This window comes from Streptomyces sp. NPDC049837, assembly GCF_040674455.1.
Classification (GTDB): domain Bacteria; phylum Actinomycetota; class Actinomycetes; order Streptomycetales; family Streptomycetaceae; genus Streptomyces.
Map to the genome: position 1 here is coordinate 14,294 of NZ_JBFAMP010000006.1, position 15,098 is coordinate 29,391.

General features: G+C 71.3%; 16 protein-coding genes. 9 read left to right on the forward strand and 7 right to left on the reverse strand.

What is annotated here, in order from left to right; translation table 11 throughout:
- The 4 genes from AB0J57_RS17770 (at position 1) to AB0J57_RS17785 (ending at position 4,396) form a co-directional block, all read left to right on the forward strand.
- A complete protein-coding gene (locus tag AB0J57_RS17770; protein ID WP_366129130.1) occupies positions 1 to 795 on the forward strand; it encodes a thiazole synthase in 795 nt (264 codons plus the stop codon).
- A gap of 143 nt (positions 796 to 938) precedes the next feature.
- The gene (gene pknB, locus AB0J57_RS17775) at positions 939 to 2,879 is read left to right on the forward strand and encodes a Stk1 family PASTA domain-containing Ser/Thr kinase (protein WP_366129131.1); all 1,941 of its coding nucleotides are present in this window, start codon (positions 939 to 941) and stop codon (positions 2,877 to 2,879) included.
- Positions 2,880 to 2,885: 6 nt separating this feature from the next.
- Positions 2,886 to 3,740 (forward strand): deoxyribonuclease IV, encoded by an 855-nt coding sequence (locus tag AB0J57_RS17780; protein WP_366129132.1) that lies wholly within the window; start codon positions 2,886 to 2,888, stop codon positions 3,738 to 3,740.
- 74 nt (positions 3,741 to 3,814) lie between these two features.
- Entirely contained in the window at positions 3,815 to 4,396 is a 582-nt protein-coding gene (locus AB0J57_RS17785) for a DUF4396 domain-containing protein (protein WP_366129133.1), read from the forward strand.
- A 25-nt stretch (positions 4,397 to 4,421) separates the two neighbouring features.
- On the opposite strand, the gene AB0J57_RS17790 is transcribed toward AB0J57_RS17785, so the two are convergent.
- The gene (locus tag AB0J57_RS17790) at positions 4,422 to 5,054 is read right to left on the reverse strand and encodes a sulfite oxidase-like oxidoreductase (protein ID WP_366129134.1); all 633 of its coding nucleotides are present in this window, start codon (positions 5,052 to 5,054) and stop codon (positions 4,422 to 4,424) included.
- A gap of 157 nt (positions 5,055 to 5,211) precedes the next feature.
- Between AB0J57_RS17790 and bfr the strand changes: the two genes are divergently transcribed.
- A complete protein-coding gene (gene bfr / locus AB0J57_RS17795; protein ID WP_366129135.1) occupies positions 5,212 to 5,691 on the forward strand; it encodes a bacterioferritin in 480 nt (159 codons plus the stop codon).
- A gap of 31 nt (positions 5,692 to 5,722) precedes the next feature.
- On the opposite strand, the gene AB0J57_RS17800 is transcribed toward bfr, so the two are convergent.
- Both AB0J57_RS17800 and AB0J57_RS17805 read right to left on the reverse strand, forming a co-directional pair.
- A complete protein-coding gene (locus tag AB0J57_RS17800) occupies positions 5,723 to 5,983 on the reverse strand; it encodes a (2Fe-2S)-binding protein (RefSeq protein WP_366129136.1) in 261 nt (86 codons plus the stop codon).
- 171 nt (positions 5,984 to 6,154) lie between these two features.
- Entirely contained in the window at positions 6,155 to 7,501 is a 1,347-nt protein-coding gene (locus tag AB0J57_RS17805; RefSeq protein WP_366129580.1) for a class II 3-deoxy-7-phosphoheptulonate synthase, read from the reverse strand.
- Positions 7,502 to 7,611: 110 nt separating this feature from the next.
- On the opposite strand from AB0J57_RS17805, the gene AB0J57_RS17810 reads away from it, so the two are divergent.
- Together AB0J57_RS17810 and AB0J57_RS17815 are read left to right on the forward strand one after the other, a co-directional pair.
- On the forward strand, positions 7,612 to 7,668 hold the full coding sequence (locus AB0J57_RS17810; protein ID WP_078912442.1) for a trp operon leader peptide: 57 nt from the start codon (positions 7,612 to 7,614) through the stop codon (positions 7,666 to 7,668).
- A 94-nt stretch (positions 7,669 to 7,762) separates the two neighbouring features.
- Positions 7,763 to 9,634 carry an anthranilate synthase family protein gene (locus AB0J57_RS17815; RefSeq protein WP_366129137.1) on the forward strand — a complete coding sequence of 624 codons (1,872 nt, stop codon included), beginning with the start codon at positions 7,763 to 7,765 and terminating at the stop codon, positions 9,632 to 9,634.
- Positions 9,635 to 9,689: 55 nt separating this feature from the next.
- On the opposite strand, the gene AB0J57_RS17820 is transcribed toward AB0J57_RS17815, so the two are convergent.
- From AB0J57_RS17820 to AB0J57_RS17835, 4 genes are all read right to left on the reverse strand, one after another.
- Positions 9,690 to 10,718, reverse strand: coding sequence for a 6-phosphofructokinase (locus tag AB0J57_RS17820; protein WP_366129138.1), 1,029 nt, complete (start codon positions 10,716 to 10,718; stop codon positions 9,690 to 9,692).
- Positions 10,719 to 10,839: 121 nt separating this feature from the next.
- Positions 10,840 to 11,514: a response regulator transcription factor gene (locus AB0J57_RS17825; RefSeq protein WP_366129139.1), complete on the reverse strand. Its 675-nt coding sequence runs from the start codon at positions 11,512 to 11,514 to the stop codon at positions 10,840 to 10,842.
- Positions 11,511 to 12,731 carry a DUF5931 domain-containing protein gene (locus tag AB0J57_RS17830; protein WP_366129140.1) on the reverse strand — a complete coding sequence of 407 codons (1,221 nt, stop codon included), beginning with the start codon at positions 12,729 to 12,731 and terminating at the stop codon, positions 11,511 to 11,513. Before AB0J57_RS17830 ends, AB0J57_RS17825 begins: the two co-directional genes overlap by 4 nt.
- A 46-nt stretch (positions 12,732 to 12,777) precedes the next feature.
- Positions 12,778 to 13,524, reverse strand: a complete 747-nt coding sequence (locus tag AB0J57_RS17835; RefSeq protein ID WP_366129581.1) for a lysophospholipid acyltransferase family protein — start codon at positions 13,522 to 13,524, stop codon at positions 12,778 to 12,780.
- A gap of 204 nt (positions 13,525 to 13,728) precedes the next feature.
- Here AB0J57_RS17835 and AB0J57_RS17840 point away from each other — a divergent pair, with 204 nt between their 5' ends.
- The gene (locus tag AB0J57_RS17840) at positions 13,729 to 14,535 is read left to right on the forward strand and encodes an alpha/beta fold hydrolase (RefSeq protein WP_366129141.1); all 807 of its coding nucleotides are present in this window, start codon (positions 13,729 to 13,731) and stop codon (positions 14,533 to 14,535) included.
- Positions 14,528 to 15,091 (forward strand): hypothetical protein, encoded by a 564-nt coding sequence (locus AB0J57_RS17845; protein WP_366129142.1) that lies wholly within the window; start codon positions 14,528 to 14,530, stop codon positions 15,089 to 15,091. The genes AB0J57_RS17840 and AB0J57_RS17845 overlap by 8 nt, the downstream gene beginning before the upstream one ends.
- The last annotated feature ends 7 nt before the right edge of the window (positions 15,092 to 15,098 follow it).

Below are 15,098 nucleotides of genomic sequence, written 5' to 3' on the forward strand. Positions count from 1 at the left end.
ATGGCCGACGACCGTCTGACCATCGCCGGGACCACGTTCGACTCCCGGCTGATCATGGGTACGGGCGGGGCGCCCAGCCTCGACGTACTGGAACGCTCCCTGGCGGCCAGCGGCACGGAGCTGACGACCGTGGCGATGCGCCGCCTCGACCCGACCGTGCAGGGCTCGGTCCTGTCCGTCCTCGACAAGCTCGGCATCCGCGTCCTGCCGAACACGGCGGGCTGCTTCACGGCGGGCGAGGCCGTGCTGACGGCCCGCCTCGCGCGGGAGGCGCTCGGTACGGAGTGGATCAAGCTGGAGGTCGTCGCGGACGAGCGGACCCTGCTGCCCGACCCGATCGAGCTGCTCGACGCGGCCGAGACGCTGGTCGACGACGGCTTCACGGTCCTGCCGTACACGAACGACGACCCGGTGCTGGCGCGCAAGCTGGAGGACGTGGGCTGCGCGGCCATCATGCCGCTGGGCTCGCCCATCGGGTCGGGGCTCGGCATCCGCAACCCGCACAACTTCCAGCTCATCGTGGAGCACGCGCGCGTGCCGGTGATCCTCGACGCCGGCGCCGGTACGGCGTCCGACGCGGCGCTGGCCATGGAGCTGGGCTGCGCGGCCGTGATGCTCGCGTCGGCGGTGACCCGGGCCCAGGAGCCGGTCCTCATGGCGGAGGCGATGCGGCACGCCGTCGAGGCGGGCCGCCTGGCCCACCGAGCCGGGCGCATCCCCCGCCGGCACTTCGCCGAGGCCTCATCACCGGTCGAGGGCCGCGCGGCCCTGGACCCGGAGCGGCCTGCGTTCTAGGGCCGCACCGGGCCGGGCGCGGCCGGTGTCGCGGGAGCCGCGGCCGCGCCCGGCGGCGGTGGGTGTCACAGGTCGGCTTCAGTCCAGGCCGTTGCAGGTACGGGGCGGTGGGGGTGTCGGTGGGGGCTCGTAGACTCGGGCGGGTGGATACGACCCTGCACGACCCCCTCGTCGGCCAGCTCCTCGACGGCCGCTACCGGGTCGACGCGCGCATCGCCGTCGGTGGCATGGCCACCGTCTACCGGGCCGTCGACACCCGGCTCGACCGGGTGCTCGCCCTCAAGGTGATGCATCCCGCCCTCGCGACCGACGCGACGTTCGTGGAGCGGTTCATCCGCGAGGCCAAGTCCGTGGCGCGCCTCTCGCACCCCAATGTGGTCGGCGTCTTCGACCAGGGCGCCGACGGGGCGTACGTCTACCTGGCGATGGAGTACGTCGCCGGGTGCACCCTCCGCGACGTGCTGCGCGAGCGCGGCGCGCTCCAGCCCCGGGCGGCGCTCGACATCCTGGAGCCGGTGCTCGCCGCGCTGGGGGCCGCGCACCGGGCCGGGTTCGTCCACCGGGACATGAAGCCCGAGAACGTCCTGATAGGGGACGACGGCCGGGTCAAGGTCGCCGACTTCGGGCTCGTCCGGGCCGTCGGCGCCGCCACCAACACCACCGGCTCCGTCCTCGGCACCGTGTCGTACCTGGCGCCCGAGCAGATCGAGCACGGCACCGCCGACACGCGCGCGGACGTGTACGCGTGCGGTGTCGTCCTCTACGAGATGCTGACCGGTGCCAAGCCGCACGCGGGCGACACGCCCGCCCAGGTCCTCTACCAGCATCTGAACGCGGACGTCCCGCCGCCCTCCGCCGCCGTGCCCGGCCTCTCGGTCGAGCTGGACGAGCTGGTGGCGAGCGCCACCGCCCGCAACCCCGAGGTGCGCCCGCACGACGCGGTGGCGCTCCTCGCGCAGACCCGCGAGGCCCGCGCCGCGCTCGGCGACGACCAGCTCGACCTGATCCCGCCCCAGGCCCGTACCGAGGGCGACGGCGACGGTGAGGCCGGCGGCTCCGAGGACCCCACCAGCGTGATCGCGCGGGCCCTGCCCGGCGAGCAGGACGGCGTCCAGCGCACCAGCCGGCTCGCCATGCCCCCGCAGCCAGGGCCCGAGCCGGAGCGCCACCACCCCGCCCGCGCCCCCTTCGGCAACGCCCGTCGTGGCGTGCTCGCCGCCGTCGTCGCCGTCCTGCTGGTCCTCGGTGTGGGCGCGGGTGTCTGGTACATCAACTCGGGGCAGTTCACCCGGGTCCCCACCGTGCTCGGCCAGACCCAGGCGGAGGCCGAGAAGCGGCTCGCCGACGCCGGACTGGACGTCAAGGACGTCAAGCGGGACTACAGCAACGCCTACAAGCGGGGCACCGTCATGGCCGCCGACCCCGCACCGGGCGAGCGCATCCGCGGCAATGGCTCGGTGACCCTCACCGTCTCGCGCGGCCCCAGGATCGTGAAGGTGCCGAACCTCAAGGGCCTGGCGGTCGCCGACGCCAAGCGGGAGCTCACCAAGGCCGGTCTGGCACCGGGCGTCATCACCCGGGCGTTCAGCCAGGAGTTCGAGCAGGGGACGGTGATCAGCTCCGACCCGGAGGCCGGCGCCGAGCGCAATCCCGACTCGGCGGTCGCCCTGGTCGTCAGCAAGGGTGCCCCCGTCGACGTCCCGGACGTCACCGGGGAGACCGTGGAGGACGCCACCCGGACGCTGGAGGATGCCGGGCTCACCGTGAAGGTCGCCCCCGCGCGCGTCCACTCCACCGAGGCGGCGGGCAGCGTGGCCGCCCAGTCCCTCGCCCAGGGCAAGCAGGCGGCCAAGGGCGACACGATCACCCTCACCGTCTCCAAGGGCCCGCGCATGGCCGACGTCCCCGACGTCACCGGGAAGAGCGTCGACGACGCCAAGCGGGAGCTGGAAGGCGCCGGCTTCACGGTGAAGGTCGAGAAGAGCTTCCCCTTCCTCGGGGACACCGTCGACAGCCAGTCCGTCAGCGGCGGCGAGCAGGCGCCCGAGGGCAGCACCATCACCATCAAGACCAAGGGACTGTAGAAGCACATGAGGAACCCCGTCGGCGGCCATGTTCCCGTGGCCGGCGGCCTCGCGAAGACCGGACTCACCTACGCCCGCGAGATCGGCGCCGAGACCGTCCAGGTCTTCGTCGCCAACCCGCGCGGCTGGGCCACGCCCGCCGGAAATCCGGTCCAGGACGAGCTGTTCCGCGAGGAGTGCGCCGCCGGCGGCATACCCGCGTACGTCCACGCCCCCTACCTGATCAACTTCGGCTCCCACACCGAGGCGACCGTCGAGTTCTCCGTGGCCTCCCTCCGCCACTCGCTGCGCCGCGCCCGGGACATCGGCGCGCTCGGCGTGGTCGTGCACACCGGTTCGGCGACCGGCGGCCGCCCCCGGCAGGAGGCCCTGGCGCAGGTACGCACGCACATGCTGCCGCTGCTGGACGAGCTCGACCACGACGACGACCCGTTCCTGCTGCTGGAGTCGACGGCCGGTCAGGGCGCCTCGCTCTGCTCCCGCACCTGGGACTTCGGCCCGTACTTCGAGGCGCTCGATGCCCACCCCAGACTGGGCATCTGCCTGGACACCTGCCACATCTTCGCGGCCGGGCACGACCTGACCGGCGAGCACGGCGTACGCCAGACCCTGGACCTGCTGGTCGACACGGTCGGCGAGGGCCGGCTGAAGCTGATCCACGCCAACGACTCCAAGGACGTGGTGGGCGCGCACAAGGACCGTCACGCGAACATCGGCGCGGGTCACATCGGTGAGGACCCGTTCCGTGAGCTGATGCGCCACCCGGCCACCGACGGCGTTCCGCTGGTCATCGAGACTCCCGGCGGCAAGGAGGGACACGCCGCGGACATCGAGCGCCTGAAGAAGCTGCGGGACGGTTGAGGAATACCCCCGGGGGGTATACGGTTCTTGCTGTCGGCAGGAACCGCTACCGCCACATGACCCTGGGGGCTCTCATGCAGCACGGAACTCACACCCAGCACGGCGAGCACGAGCACCACAGGCACCACGAGCAGCACGAGCAGCACGAGCGGCACGAGCAGCACGAGCGGCAGCATCAGCACCACGACCACCGGCACCATGAGCACCAGCACGGCACCGGCAGGGTGAGCTGGTCCATGGCCGCCCAGGCCACCCTCCACTGCCTCACCGGCTGCGCCATCGGCGAGGTCCTGGGCATGGTCATCGGCACGGCCCTGGGCTGGAGCACCGTGCCCACGATGGCCCTCGCCATCGCCCTGGCCTTCTTCTTCGGTTACGCGCTCACCCTGCGCGGCATCCTGAAGGCCGGCGTGGACTTCAGGACCGCCTTCCGGGTGGCCCTGGCCGCCGACACGCTGTCCATCGCCGTCATGGAGCTGATCGACAACGGCGTACTGGCCCTGTGGCCCGGCGCGATGGACGCGCACCTCACCGACGGGTTCTTCTGGGGCGTCCTCGCCTTCGCCCTCTTCGCCGCCTTCGTCGTCACCACGCCCGTCAACAAGTGGATGATCGGCCGTGGCAAGGGCCACGCGGTGGTGCACCAATACCACTGAGCACCCAGTACCGCCAGGGGGTATATCAGAGCTCCGGGCCGTCCCCCGGCTCCTCCTGGTACGAGTACCGCTGCTCCGTCCACGGGTCGCCGATGTTGTGATAGCCGCGCTCCTCCCAGAAGCCGCGGCGATCGGCGGTCATGTACTCCACGCCCCGGACCCACTTGGGCCCCTTCCAGGCGTACAGGTGCGGCACGATGAGCCGCAGCGGGAACCCGTGCTCGGCGGTGAGCAGCTCACCGTCCTTGTGGGTGGCGAAAATCGTTCGGTCCGAAGCGAAGTCGGAGAGCCGCATGTTCGCGCTGAATCCGTACTCCGCCCACACCATCACATGCGTGACAGCGGCGGCCGGCGGCGCGAGTTCGAGGATCGTACGGGCGGGGACCCCACCCCATTCGGCCCCCAGCATGCTGTACTTCGTGACGCAGTGCAGGTCGGCCACCACCGTCGAGAAGGGCAGCGCCGAGAACTCCTCGTGGTTCCAGGTGCGCTTGTCGCCGCCCGCCGTGGCGCCGAAGACCCTGAACTCCCAGCGGTCCGGCTTGAACTTGGGGACCGGCCCGTAGTGGGTGACCGGCCAGCCGCGCTGAAGCCGCTGTCCCGGTGGAAGCTCGGACTCCCCTGCTGCCCGGTGTTCCCCGCTCCCTGGCTGACCCATGTCTCAATGGTGACAGACCGGGAGGGGTGGTCATGACCAGCGACGAGGCCGATTCGGGCAACTCCTACTAAGCGTGCACTTACTGGACGGCCCTGGATCAGCGGTGCGAGGATGCGCGGCATCTGACCCGTTCACACGCGCGGAAGGAGCCTCTGCGATGCAGGGCGACCCCGAGGTCATCGAGTTCCTCAACGAGCAGCTCACCGCCGAGCTCACGGCGATCAACCAGTACTTCCTGCACGCGAAGATGCAGGAGAACTTCGGGTGGACGAAGCTCGCCAAATACACCCGTGCGGAGTCGTTCGACGAGATGAAGCACGCCGAGGTGCTGACCGACCGGATCCTCTTCCTCGAAGGCCTGCCGAACTACCAGCGGCTCTTCCACGTCCGCATCGGCCAGACCGTGACGGAGATGTTCCAGGCGGACCGGCAGGTCGAGGTCGAGGCGATCGACCGGCTCAGGCGGGGCATCGAGGTCATGCGCAGCAAGGGCGACATCACGTCGGCGAACATCTTCGAGTCGATCCTGGCGGACGAGGAGCACCACATCGACTACCTCGACACACAGCTCGACCTCGTCAACAAGCTCGGTGAGGCGCTCTACCTCGCCCAGCTCATCGAGCAGCCGGACAGCTAGGCCGCGCGGGCCCGACGGCGTCCCGCGGAGCCTAAGCGGCTTCGGGGAGCTCGACGACGGCGTCCACGGCTCCGTCGGCCACGAGCGCGGGCTTCCCCTGGTCCACCAGCTCGCGCCGGGGGCAGTTCCCCCGGCCGAGGATCGCCTGTATGCGGCGTACGCAGGAGCCGCAGTCCGTGCCGGCCTTGCAGGCCGACGCTATCTGGCGAGGGGTGCAGGCACCGGCGTCCGCGTGTTCCTTGACCTGCTTCTCGGTGACACCGAAGCACGAGCAGACGTACACGCGGTTCACCTCCCTGCGGGGCTCGACGGGATCTGTGGCTGGAGACCCCGCCCTTGATCGGTGAGGCTAACCTAACCTTACCCGCAGCCCACGGCGTGCAAAAGTCCGGCAAACGGCGATGGGGCGCGGATCACATGGATCCGCGCCCCATCGGCACGTCAAGGCCACTTTCGGCCAAGATCACTGGTCGCGGTACATCTCCGCGACCAGGAACGCCAGGTCCAGCGACTGGCTGCGGTTGAGCCGCGGGTCGCAGGCCGTCTCGTAGCGCTGGTGCAGGTCGTCGACGAAGATCTCGTCGCCGCCGCCCACGCACTCGGTGACGTCGTCACCGGTCAGCTCCACGTGGATGCCGCCCGGGTGCGTACCCAGCTCCTTGTGGACCTCGAAGAAGCCCTTGACCTCGTCGAGCACGTCGTCGAAACGGCGCGTCTTGTGGCCGGAGGCCGCCTCGAAGGTGTTGCCGTGCATCGGGTCGGTCACCCAGGCCACGGTGGCACCGGACGCGGTGACCTTCTCGACCAGTTCGGGGAGCTTGTCGCGGACCTTGTCGGCGCCCATGCGGACGATGAAGGTCAGCCGGCCCGGCTCCCGCTCCGGGTCGAGACGGTCGATGTACGTCAGCGCCTCGTCGACCGTGGTCGTCGGGCCCAGCTTGATGCCGATCGGGTTACGGATCTTCGACGCGAACTCGATGTGCGCCCCGTCGAGCTGGCGGGTGCGCTCGCCGATCCACACCATGTGGCCCGAGGTGTCGTAGAGCTGCCCGGTCCGGGAGTCGACGCGGGTCAGCGCCGACTCGTAGTCCAGCAGCAGCGCCTCGTGGGAGGCGTAGAACTCCACCGTGCGGAACTCGGCCGGGTCGGTGCCACAGGCCTTCATGAAGTTCAGCGCGTTGTCGATCTCGCGCGCGAGCTGCTCGTAGCGCTGGCCCGACGGCGAGGACTTCACGAAGTCCTGGTTCCAGGCGTGCACCTGGCGCAGGTCGGCGTAACCACCGGTGGTGAACGCGCGCACCAGGTTCAGCGTCGAGGCGGACGCCTGGTACATGCGCTTCAGCCGCTCCGGGTCCGGGACCCGGGCCTCCTCGGTGAACTCGAAGCCGTTGACGGAGTCGCCCCGGTACGTCGGCAGCGTCACCCCGTCGCGGGTCTCGGTCGGCTTGGAGCGCGGCTTGGAGTACTGACCCGCGATCCGGCCCACCTTCACGACGGGCACGGAGGCGGCGTACGTCAGCACGGCGCCCATCTGGAGCAGGGTCTTGAGCTTGTTACGGATGTGGTCGGCCGACACGGCGTCGAAGGCCTCGGCGCAGTCGCCGCCCTGGAGCAGGAACGCCTCGCCCCTGGCGACGGCTCCCATCCGGGCGCGCAGCAGATCGCACTCGCCCGCGAAGACGAGCGGCGGATACGACTCGAGGTCCGCGATCACATCGCGCAGAGCCTCGGCATCGGGGTACTCGGGCTGCTGCGCCGCGGGAAGGTCTCGCCAGGTGTTGCCACCGGTTGCGGTGGACTTAGCGTTCACGGTCACGTGCACAACCTTACGGGGTCTTCCCATTCGTCCATTTAGGCGCTCACCTGATGAGACAACGAATCTTGAAGGCTCTCCCGGCTCCGTGCGGTAGGGTGCGGCCCATGTTCGCGCTTTCGACCCAGAACTGGTGGTGGACCGCTCATCCGGCGGCCCACTGACTGCGCGTACACCGACACACGCGAAGGCCGCCCGAGGGGCGGCCTTCTTCCGTTTCGGCGGGCCGTTCCTCTCCACCCGGAAGGAACGCATCACATGGATCTCAGCCGGCTGCTCGACGGCTCCTGCCCGCCCTTCGCCCTGCTGCGGCGCCGCACCCCGGGCCGTGATCACGACACCGTCGAGGTGCTGATCGGTGCCGTGCACGAGGCGGAGCACCTCGCGGACATCCCCGTCGGGGACCGGCCCGCCCTCGCCCTGGTGCCGTTCCGGCAACTGCGGGAGCGGGGCTTCGACGTGCGGGACGACGGCACGCCGCTGTCCGTGCTGGTCGCCGACGAGGCGTACGAGCTTCCGCTCGCCACCGCCCTGGAGCAGTTGCCCGCGCACGACGTGAACGTCGAGGCGGGTGCCTTCGACGTGTCCGACGAGGAGTACGCGCGGACGGTCCGCCGGGTGATCGAGGACGAGATCGGGCGAGGCGAGGGGGCGAACTTCGTCATCCGCCGCACGTACCGGGGCCGTATCCCCGGGTTCGGGCGGCGGGACGCGCTGGCGCTGTTCCGGCGGCTGCTGGCCGGCGAGCGGGGCGCGTACTGGACCTTCGTCGTACACACCGGGGAGCGCACCCTGGTCGGGGCCAGCCCCGAGGTGCACGTGCGGATGTCGGGCGGCACGGTCGTCATGAACCCGATCAGCGGGACGTACCGCTACCCGGCCGCCGGGCCCACCGCCGACGACCTGCTCTCCTTCCTCGCCGACCGCAAGGAGACCGAGGAGCTCTCCATGGTCGTGGACGAGGAGCTGAAGATGATGTGCACGGTCGGCGACATGGGCGGCGTGGTGATCGGGCCGCGGCTGAAGGAGATGGCGCACCTCGCGCACACCGAGTACGAGCTGCGCGGCCGCTCGTCGCTGGACGTGCGGGACGTGCTGCGCGAGACGATGTTCGCGGCGACGGTCACCGGGTCGCCGGTGCAGAACGCCTGCCGGGTCATCGAGCGCCATGAGGCGGGCGGGCGCGGCTACTACGCGGGGGCGCTGGCGCTGCTCGGTACGGACGCGGGCGGGGCGCAGACCCTGGACTCGCCGATCCTGATCCGTACCGCCGACATCGCGGCCGACGGCGAGCTGCGCGTGGCGGTCGGCGCCACGCTGGTGCGGCACTCGGACCCGGCGGGCGAGGTCGCCGAGACGCACGCCAAGGCGGCGGGCGTGCTGGCGGCGCTGGGGGTGCGCCCCGGGCGGCCGCGCGAGGAGTCCGTACGGCCCCGGCTCGCGGATGATCCGCGTGTCCGGGCGGCCCTGGACGCGCGGCGGGCGGACCTGGCGCCGTTCTGGCTGCGGATGCAGGAGCTGAGCGCCGAGCCGGCCGGGCACGCCCTGGTGGTGGACGGGGAGGACACGTTCACCGCGATGCTCGCGCACCTGCTGCGCTCCTCGGGCCTGGAGGTCACGGTCCGCCGGTTCGACGAGCCGGGTCTGCGGGAGGCGGCGCTCGCGCACGAGGGCCCGGTGGTGCTGGGGCCCGGGCCGGGCGACCCCGGCGACCTGGCCGACCCGAAGATGCGCTCCCTGCGGGCGCTGGCCGCCGAACTCGTGCGCGGCCATCGGCACGGGCTGCTGGGCGTGTGCCTCGGCCATGAGCTGATCGCCGCCGAGCTGGGCCTGGACATCGTGCGCAAGGCGGTGCCCTTCCAGGGCGCCCAGGTGCGGATCGACCTGTTCGGTACGGAGGAGACGGTCGGGTTCTACAACAGCTTCACCGCCCGGTGCGACCGGGAGGCGGCGGCCGAGCTGGCGGCGCACGGCGTGGAGGTGAGCCGTGACCCGGTGACCGACGAGGTGCACGCGCTGCGCGGGCCGGGCTTCGCGGGCGTCCAGTTCCATCCGGAGTCGGTGCTGACGCTGCGGGGCGCGTCGGTCGTGCGGGACCTCGTGCGGGCGCTGGACGTCAGCCGGAGGTGAGGGCCGCTGCCGGGCGGCATCACATCGTCCGAGGTCCGCCCCCGCGCCGGGCCCGTCAGCCGAAGAAGACGCCGACCTCGGCGTACAGCTCGGGGTTCACCGTCTTCAGCTTCGCGGTCGCCTCGCCGATCGGTACGCGGACGATGTCCGTGCCGCGCAGGGCGACCATGGTGCCGAAGTCGCCGTCCCGGACGGCGTCGATGGCGTGCAGCCCGAACCGGGTGGCCAGCCAGCGGTCGAAGGCGCTCGGTGTGCCGCCTCGCTGGACGTGGCCGAGGACGGTGGTGCGGGCCTCCTTCCCGGTCCGTTTCTCGATCTCCTTGGCGAGCCACTCGCCGACCCCCGAGAGCCGGACGTGGCCGAAGGAGTCCAGCGTCCGGTCCTTGAGGACCATGTCGCCGTCCTTGGGCATGGCGCCCTCGGCGACGACGACGATCGGCGCGTACGACGCCCGGAAGCGGGAGGTGACCCAGGAGCAGACCTGCTCCACGTCGAAGCGCTGCTCGGGGATGAGGATCACGTTGGCGCCGCCGGCCAGGCCTGAGTGCAGGGCGATCCAGCCGGCGTGACGGCCCATCACCTCCACCACCAGCACGCGCATGTGGGACTCGGCGGTGGTGTGGAGACGGTCGATGGCCTCCGTCGCGATCCCGACGGCCGTGTCGAAGCCGAAGGTGTAGTCGGTGGCGGACAGGTCGTTGTCGATGGTCTTCGGTACGCCGACGCAGGGGATGCCGTACTCGCCGCTCAGGCGGGCGGCGACGCCCAGCGTGTCCTCGCCGCCGATCGTGATCAGCGCTGCCACGTCGTGCTTGGCGAGGGTGTCCTTGATGCGGCGGACACCGTCCGCCGCCGTGAGGGGGTTGGTGCGCGAGGAGCCGAGGATGGTGCCGCCGCGCGGCAGGATGCCGCGCACGGCCTGGATGTCGAGGCGTACGGTGTCGCCCTCCAGGGGCCCGCGCCAGCCGTCGCGGAAGCCGGTGAAGGCGTAGCCGTACTCCTGGACGCCCTTGCGGACGATGGCGCGGATGACCGCGTTGAGACCGGGGCAGTCGCCGCCTCCGGTCAGTACTCCGACCCGCATGGATCTTCCCTTCGCCGTCACGGGGACGATGGAGACGTACGCGGGTCACGCTAGTGGTGACGTACGTCACTCCGGGACGGTACGAACGGTGAATTCCGGGCGGGCGTAGGAGAGTTACGCGCTACGCGTCGTCGAGGCCGCGTTCTATCGCGTACCGCACCAGCTCGACCCTGTTGTGGAGCTGGAGCTTGCCGAGCGTGTTCTGGACGTGGTTCTGGACGGTGCGGTGGGAGATGACCAGGCGCTCGGCGATCTGCTTGTAGCTCAGGCCCTTGGCGACCAGCCGCAGCACCTCGGTCTCGCGGTCGGTGAGCTGGGGGGCCTTCGGCTCGTCCGCGCCGGCGGCGGGCATCGGCTCCGAGGCCAGGCGGCGGTACTCGCCGAGAACCAGGCCGGCCAGGCCCGGCGTGAAGACCGGGTCGCCGACGGCCGTGCGGCGCACGGCGTCGAGCAGCTCGGCCGTGCTGGCCGACTTCAGCAGGTACCCGGTCGCGCCGGACTTCACCGCCTCCAGGACGTCGGCGTGCTCGCCGCTCGCGGAGAGCACCAGCACCCGCAGCGCGGGATTGGCCCCGACCAGTTCCTTGCAGACCTGGACGCCCGGCTTGGCGGGCAGGTTCAGGTCGAGGACCAGCACGTCGGGGCTGGTGGCCAGGGCGCGGCGCACCGCCTGCTCGCCGTCGCCGGCCGTGGCCACCACGTCGAACCCGGCCTCCGCCAGGTCCCGGGCGACGGCGTCCCGCCACATCGGGTGGTCGTCGACCACCATCACCTTGATCTGCTGCTGCTCGCTCATCGTCCTGCCTTCCCCCGCGAGGCCCTTGCCTTCGGAACCTTCAATTCGACTTCTGTGCCCTGCCCCGGCACCGAGACCAGCTCGGCGGTGCCGCCCAGGTCCCGGAGCCTGCCCTGGATGGACTGCGCGACGCCGAGCCGCCCCTCGCCCTCCGCCTGCGCGAGCCGCCCCTCCGGGATGCCCGGGCCGTCGTCCCGTACCGTCACGATCACCTCGTCCGGCCAGTCCTCGACCAGGATCCAGGCGCGGGCGCCCTCACCCGCGTGTCTGTGGACATTGTCCAGGGCGGCACTGACAGCGGCCGCGAGCTCCTTCGCCGCGGCGGGCGGCAGCAGCACCGGAGCGCCCGGTTCCGAGAAGGTGACCCGGGCTCCGGCGTGCGGCGCCAGCAGGGTGCGCAGGTCGGACGGCCCGTCGTCGGTCTCGTCGGGCTCGTCCACCTCGCGCACCACGGCGCCCAGGGACTCGTCCTCCGAGACGTGCGAGGTACGGGTCAGGCCGCCCGCGACCAGGGTGCGCAGCGCGACCTCCTGCTCGCCCGCCATCCGGCCCAGCTCGGCGGCCTCGCCGCCCAGGGCCGTGCCCCGGCGCTGGACCATGGCGAGGACCTGGAGGACCGAGTCGTGGATGTCGCGGGCCAGCCGCTCCCGCTCGCGGGTGGCGGCCTCGATCTCCAGGGCCCGCGCGAGGGTCCGCTCGGAGGCGCGGGCGACCTCGACGACGTAACCGATCGCTATGGAGGCCACCCACACCAGCAGCACGTTGTGCAGGGTGTCCCGGCTGGGGTGGCCGCGTTCGACGATGTTGGCGACGGCGACCAGGGAGGAGGCGAACCCCGCCCAGCGCCAGCCGCCCTTGATGGCGTACGCGAGGACCGAGCCGGCCGTCCAGATGCTCGGCAGCGTCGGGCCGTCGACCGACTGGGCGTGCGCGTCGGCCAGTGGGGTGAGCAGGATGCCGGTGAGGGCGATGGTCAGGTCGGCGACCAGGAAGCGCTTGGTGCAGCTCGTCGCACCGGCCACCTTGGGGAGCGTGGCCAGCGTCCAGAGGCACATCACGGCGAGGAAGGCCACGGCCACCCAGGGGCGCTCGAACTTGTCCCGGGTGAAGACGAACAGGAGCACCGCGTACGCCATGGTCAGGACGCGGTAGGCGGTCAGCGCCCGCCACAGCGGCTGCTCGACGGACATGCGGACGACGCGCTCGCGTTTGGCCAACTTCCCCACCCCTGGACGGACGGCGCGGGCACGCGCCGGACCGCGGTTACGCGCCCGACTGCTCGCGCTCGGCCTTCGCCGCTTCCTTGGCGGCTTCCTTCGCCGCCTCCTTGGCGGCCTTCTCCGCATCGGCGATCTGCCGCTTGGCCGCCGTCGCGTAGATGTCGACGTACTCCTGGCCGGAGAGCTTCATGATCTCGTACATCACCTCGTCGGTGACCGAGCGCAGGATGAAGCGGTCGCCGTCCATGCCCTTGTAGCGGCTGAAGTCCAGGGGCTTGCCGATCCGGATGCCCGGCCGCATCAGCTTGGGGATGACCTTGCCGGGCGGCTGGATCTTCTCGGTGTCGATCATGGCGACCGGGATGACCGGCGCGCCGGTGGCCAGCGCCACGCGCGCGAGGCCACCCGGCTTGCCCCGGTAGAGCCGGCCGTCCGGCGAACGGGTGCCCTCCGGGTAGATGCCGAACAGCTCACCGCGCTCGATGACCTCGATACCGCTCCTGATCGCGGCCTCGCCCGCGCCGCGCGCGCCCGAGCGGTCCACGGGCAACTGGCCGACGCCCTTGAAGAACGCGGCGGTGAGCTTGCCCTTCACACCGGGCGAGGTGAAGTACTCCGCCTTGGCGATGAAGGTCACCTTGCGGTCCAGGACCGCCGGCAGGAAGAAGGAGTCCGAGAAGGACAGGTGGTTGCTCGCGAGGATCGCCGGCCCCTCGGCGGGAATGTTCTCGAGGCCCTCCACCCAGGGCCTGAAAGCAAGCTTCAGCGACCCCCCGATGGAGAACTTCATTGCGCCGTAGATCAACTCGAGTGCCTCCTGTGTTCCGTCGATCAGACCTTAACCCGAGTGGGGCCCCCGCTCCCGCCCACGCCCGCGCGCGGGCTCCCTCGCGCCCATGCGGGGGCGGTGACGGATCTGGTCGGTGTCAGCCCGGTCGCGTACGGTGAAGTACACCTTCCCGAGACCCATCGAACCCCCGAACAGGAGACCCCGGTGCCGGTCCTCCCTGGAGCCGAGCCGTACCGCCACGAGGGCGGAGAGGTCGGCGTGCTGCTCTGTCACGGCTTCACCGGTTCGCCGCAGTCGCTGCGTCCCTGGGCCGAATATCTGGCCGAGCGCGGCCTGACCGTGTCGCTGCCGCTGCTGCCCGGCCACGGCACGCGCTGGCAGGACATGCAGGTCACCGGCTGGCAGGACTGGTACGCCGAGGTGGACCGCGAGCTGCGCACGCTGCTGGAGCGGTGCCGGCAGGTCTTCGTCTTCGGCCTCTCCATGGGCGGCGCCCTGACGCTGCGGCTCGCCGCCAAGCACGGCGACGCGGTGGCGGGCATCGTTCTTGTGAACCCGGCGAACAAGGTCCATGGGCTCGCCGCCCACGCGCTGCCCATCGTGCGCCACCTCATCCCGTCGCAGCCCGGCATCGCGAGCGACATCGCCAAGGAGGGCGTGGCGGAGCTCGGCTACGACCGGGTGCCGCTGCACGCCGCGCACTCGGTGCGGCAGTTCTTCCGGATCGTGGACCGCGAGCTGCCCCAGGTCACCCAGCCGGTGCTGCTGCTGCACAGCCCCCAGGACCATGTCGTGCCGCCCGCCGACTCGGCGCGGATCCTCAGCCGGATCTCCTCCACCGACGTCAAGGAGATCCTGCTGGAACAGAGCTACCACGTGGCGACGTTGGACCACGACGCGGAGCGGATCTTCGAGGAGAGTTACGCGTTCGTCGGCCGGCTCGCTCCGACTGCGGGCACGATGGGGTCCCCCATGCCGGAGGCCCGGGGAGGGAGCACGACCGGTGGCTGAACAGCACGACTCGGACAAGCGGGACGAGCAGCCATTCGACGAGGAGGCGGCCTGGGCGGCGATCGTCGCCGGGTACGGCGAGGAGCCGGCGGATCCCCCGGGCGCCAAGCCGTTCAAGTCGATCGAGGACCTGGCCCTGCTGGAGGACGACGTCAACGACGTACCCGAGGGCCGGTCGGCGGAGCCCGGCAAGCCGGACAAGCCGCTCGGCAGCTCGGTGGTGTTCGCCCCGGGCGTCGGCACGGGCGGCCCGCGCGACTACGAGGTGGCCGAGGCGAAGGACGACGACCTCGACGAGACCGACGAGGGCCACTTCGTCCCGCCGGAGCCGCCGCCGCTGCCGGAGGCCGACGCGACCGCCAAGTTCGCCTGGCTGGGTGTCGTCGGCGGCCCGGTGCTGATGCTGCTCGCCGTGATACTCCGCTGGGACATGACCTGGTGGCTCACGACCCTGTGCATCGGCGGCTTCCTGGGCGGCTTCGCCACCCTGGTGGCCCGGATGCGCAGCGGCGACGACGAGGACGACGACGACCCGGGCCGCGGCGCGGTCGTCTGAGCCCGTC

What these genes read in the sequence shown, in the direction of transcription:
- AB0J57_RS17780 (WP_366129132.1), top strand. Translation starts at nt 2,886, where the DNA reads ATGAGGAACCCCGTCGGCGGCCATGTTCCCGTGGCCGGCGGCCTCGCG.
- AB0J57_RS17785 (WP_366129133.1), top strand. Translation starts at nt 3,815, where the DNA reads ATGCAGCACGGAACTCACACCCAGCACGGCGAGCACGAGCACCACAGG.
- AB0J57_RS17825 (WP_366129139.1), bottom strand. Translation starts at nt 11,514, where the DNA reads ATGAGCGAGCAGCAGCAGATCAAGGTGATGGTGGTCGACGACCACCCG.
- AB0J57_RS17770 (WP_366129130.1), top strand. Translation starts at nt 1, where the DNA reads ATGGCCGACGACCGTCTGACCATCGCCGGGACCACGTTCGACTCCCGG.
- AB0J57_RS17820 (WP_366129138.1), bottom strand. Translation starts at nt 10,718, where the DNA reads ATGCGGGTCGGAGTACTGACCGGAGGCGGCGACTGCCCCGGTCTCAAC.
- AB0J57_RS17790 (WP_366129134.1), bottom strand. Translation starts at nt 5,054, where the DNA reads ATGGGTCAGCCAGGGAGCGGGGAACACCGGGCAGCAGGGGAGTCCGAG.
- AB0J57_RS17835 (WP_366129581.1), bottom strand. Translation starts at nt 13,524, where the DNA reads ATGAAGTTCTCCATCGGGGGGTCGCTGAAGCTTGCTTTCAGGCCCTGG.
- bfr (WP_366129135.1), top strand. Translation starts at nt 5,212, where the DNA reads ATGCAGGGCGACCCCGAGGTCATCGAGTTCCTCAACGAGCAGCTCACC.
- AB0J57_RS17815 (WP_366129137.1), top strand. Translation starts at nt 7,763, where the DNA reads ATGGATCTCAGCCGGCTGCTCGACGGCTCCTGCCCGCCCTTCGCCCTG.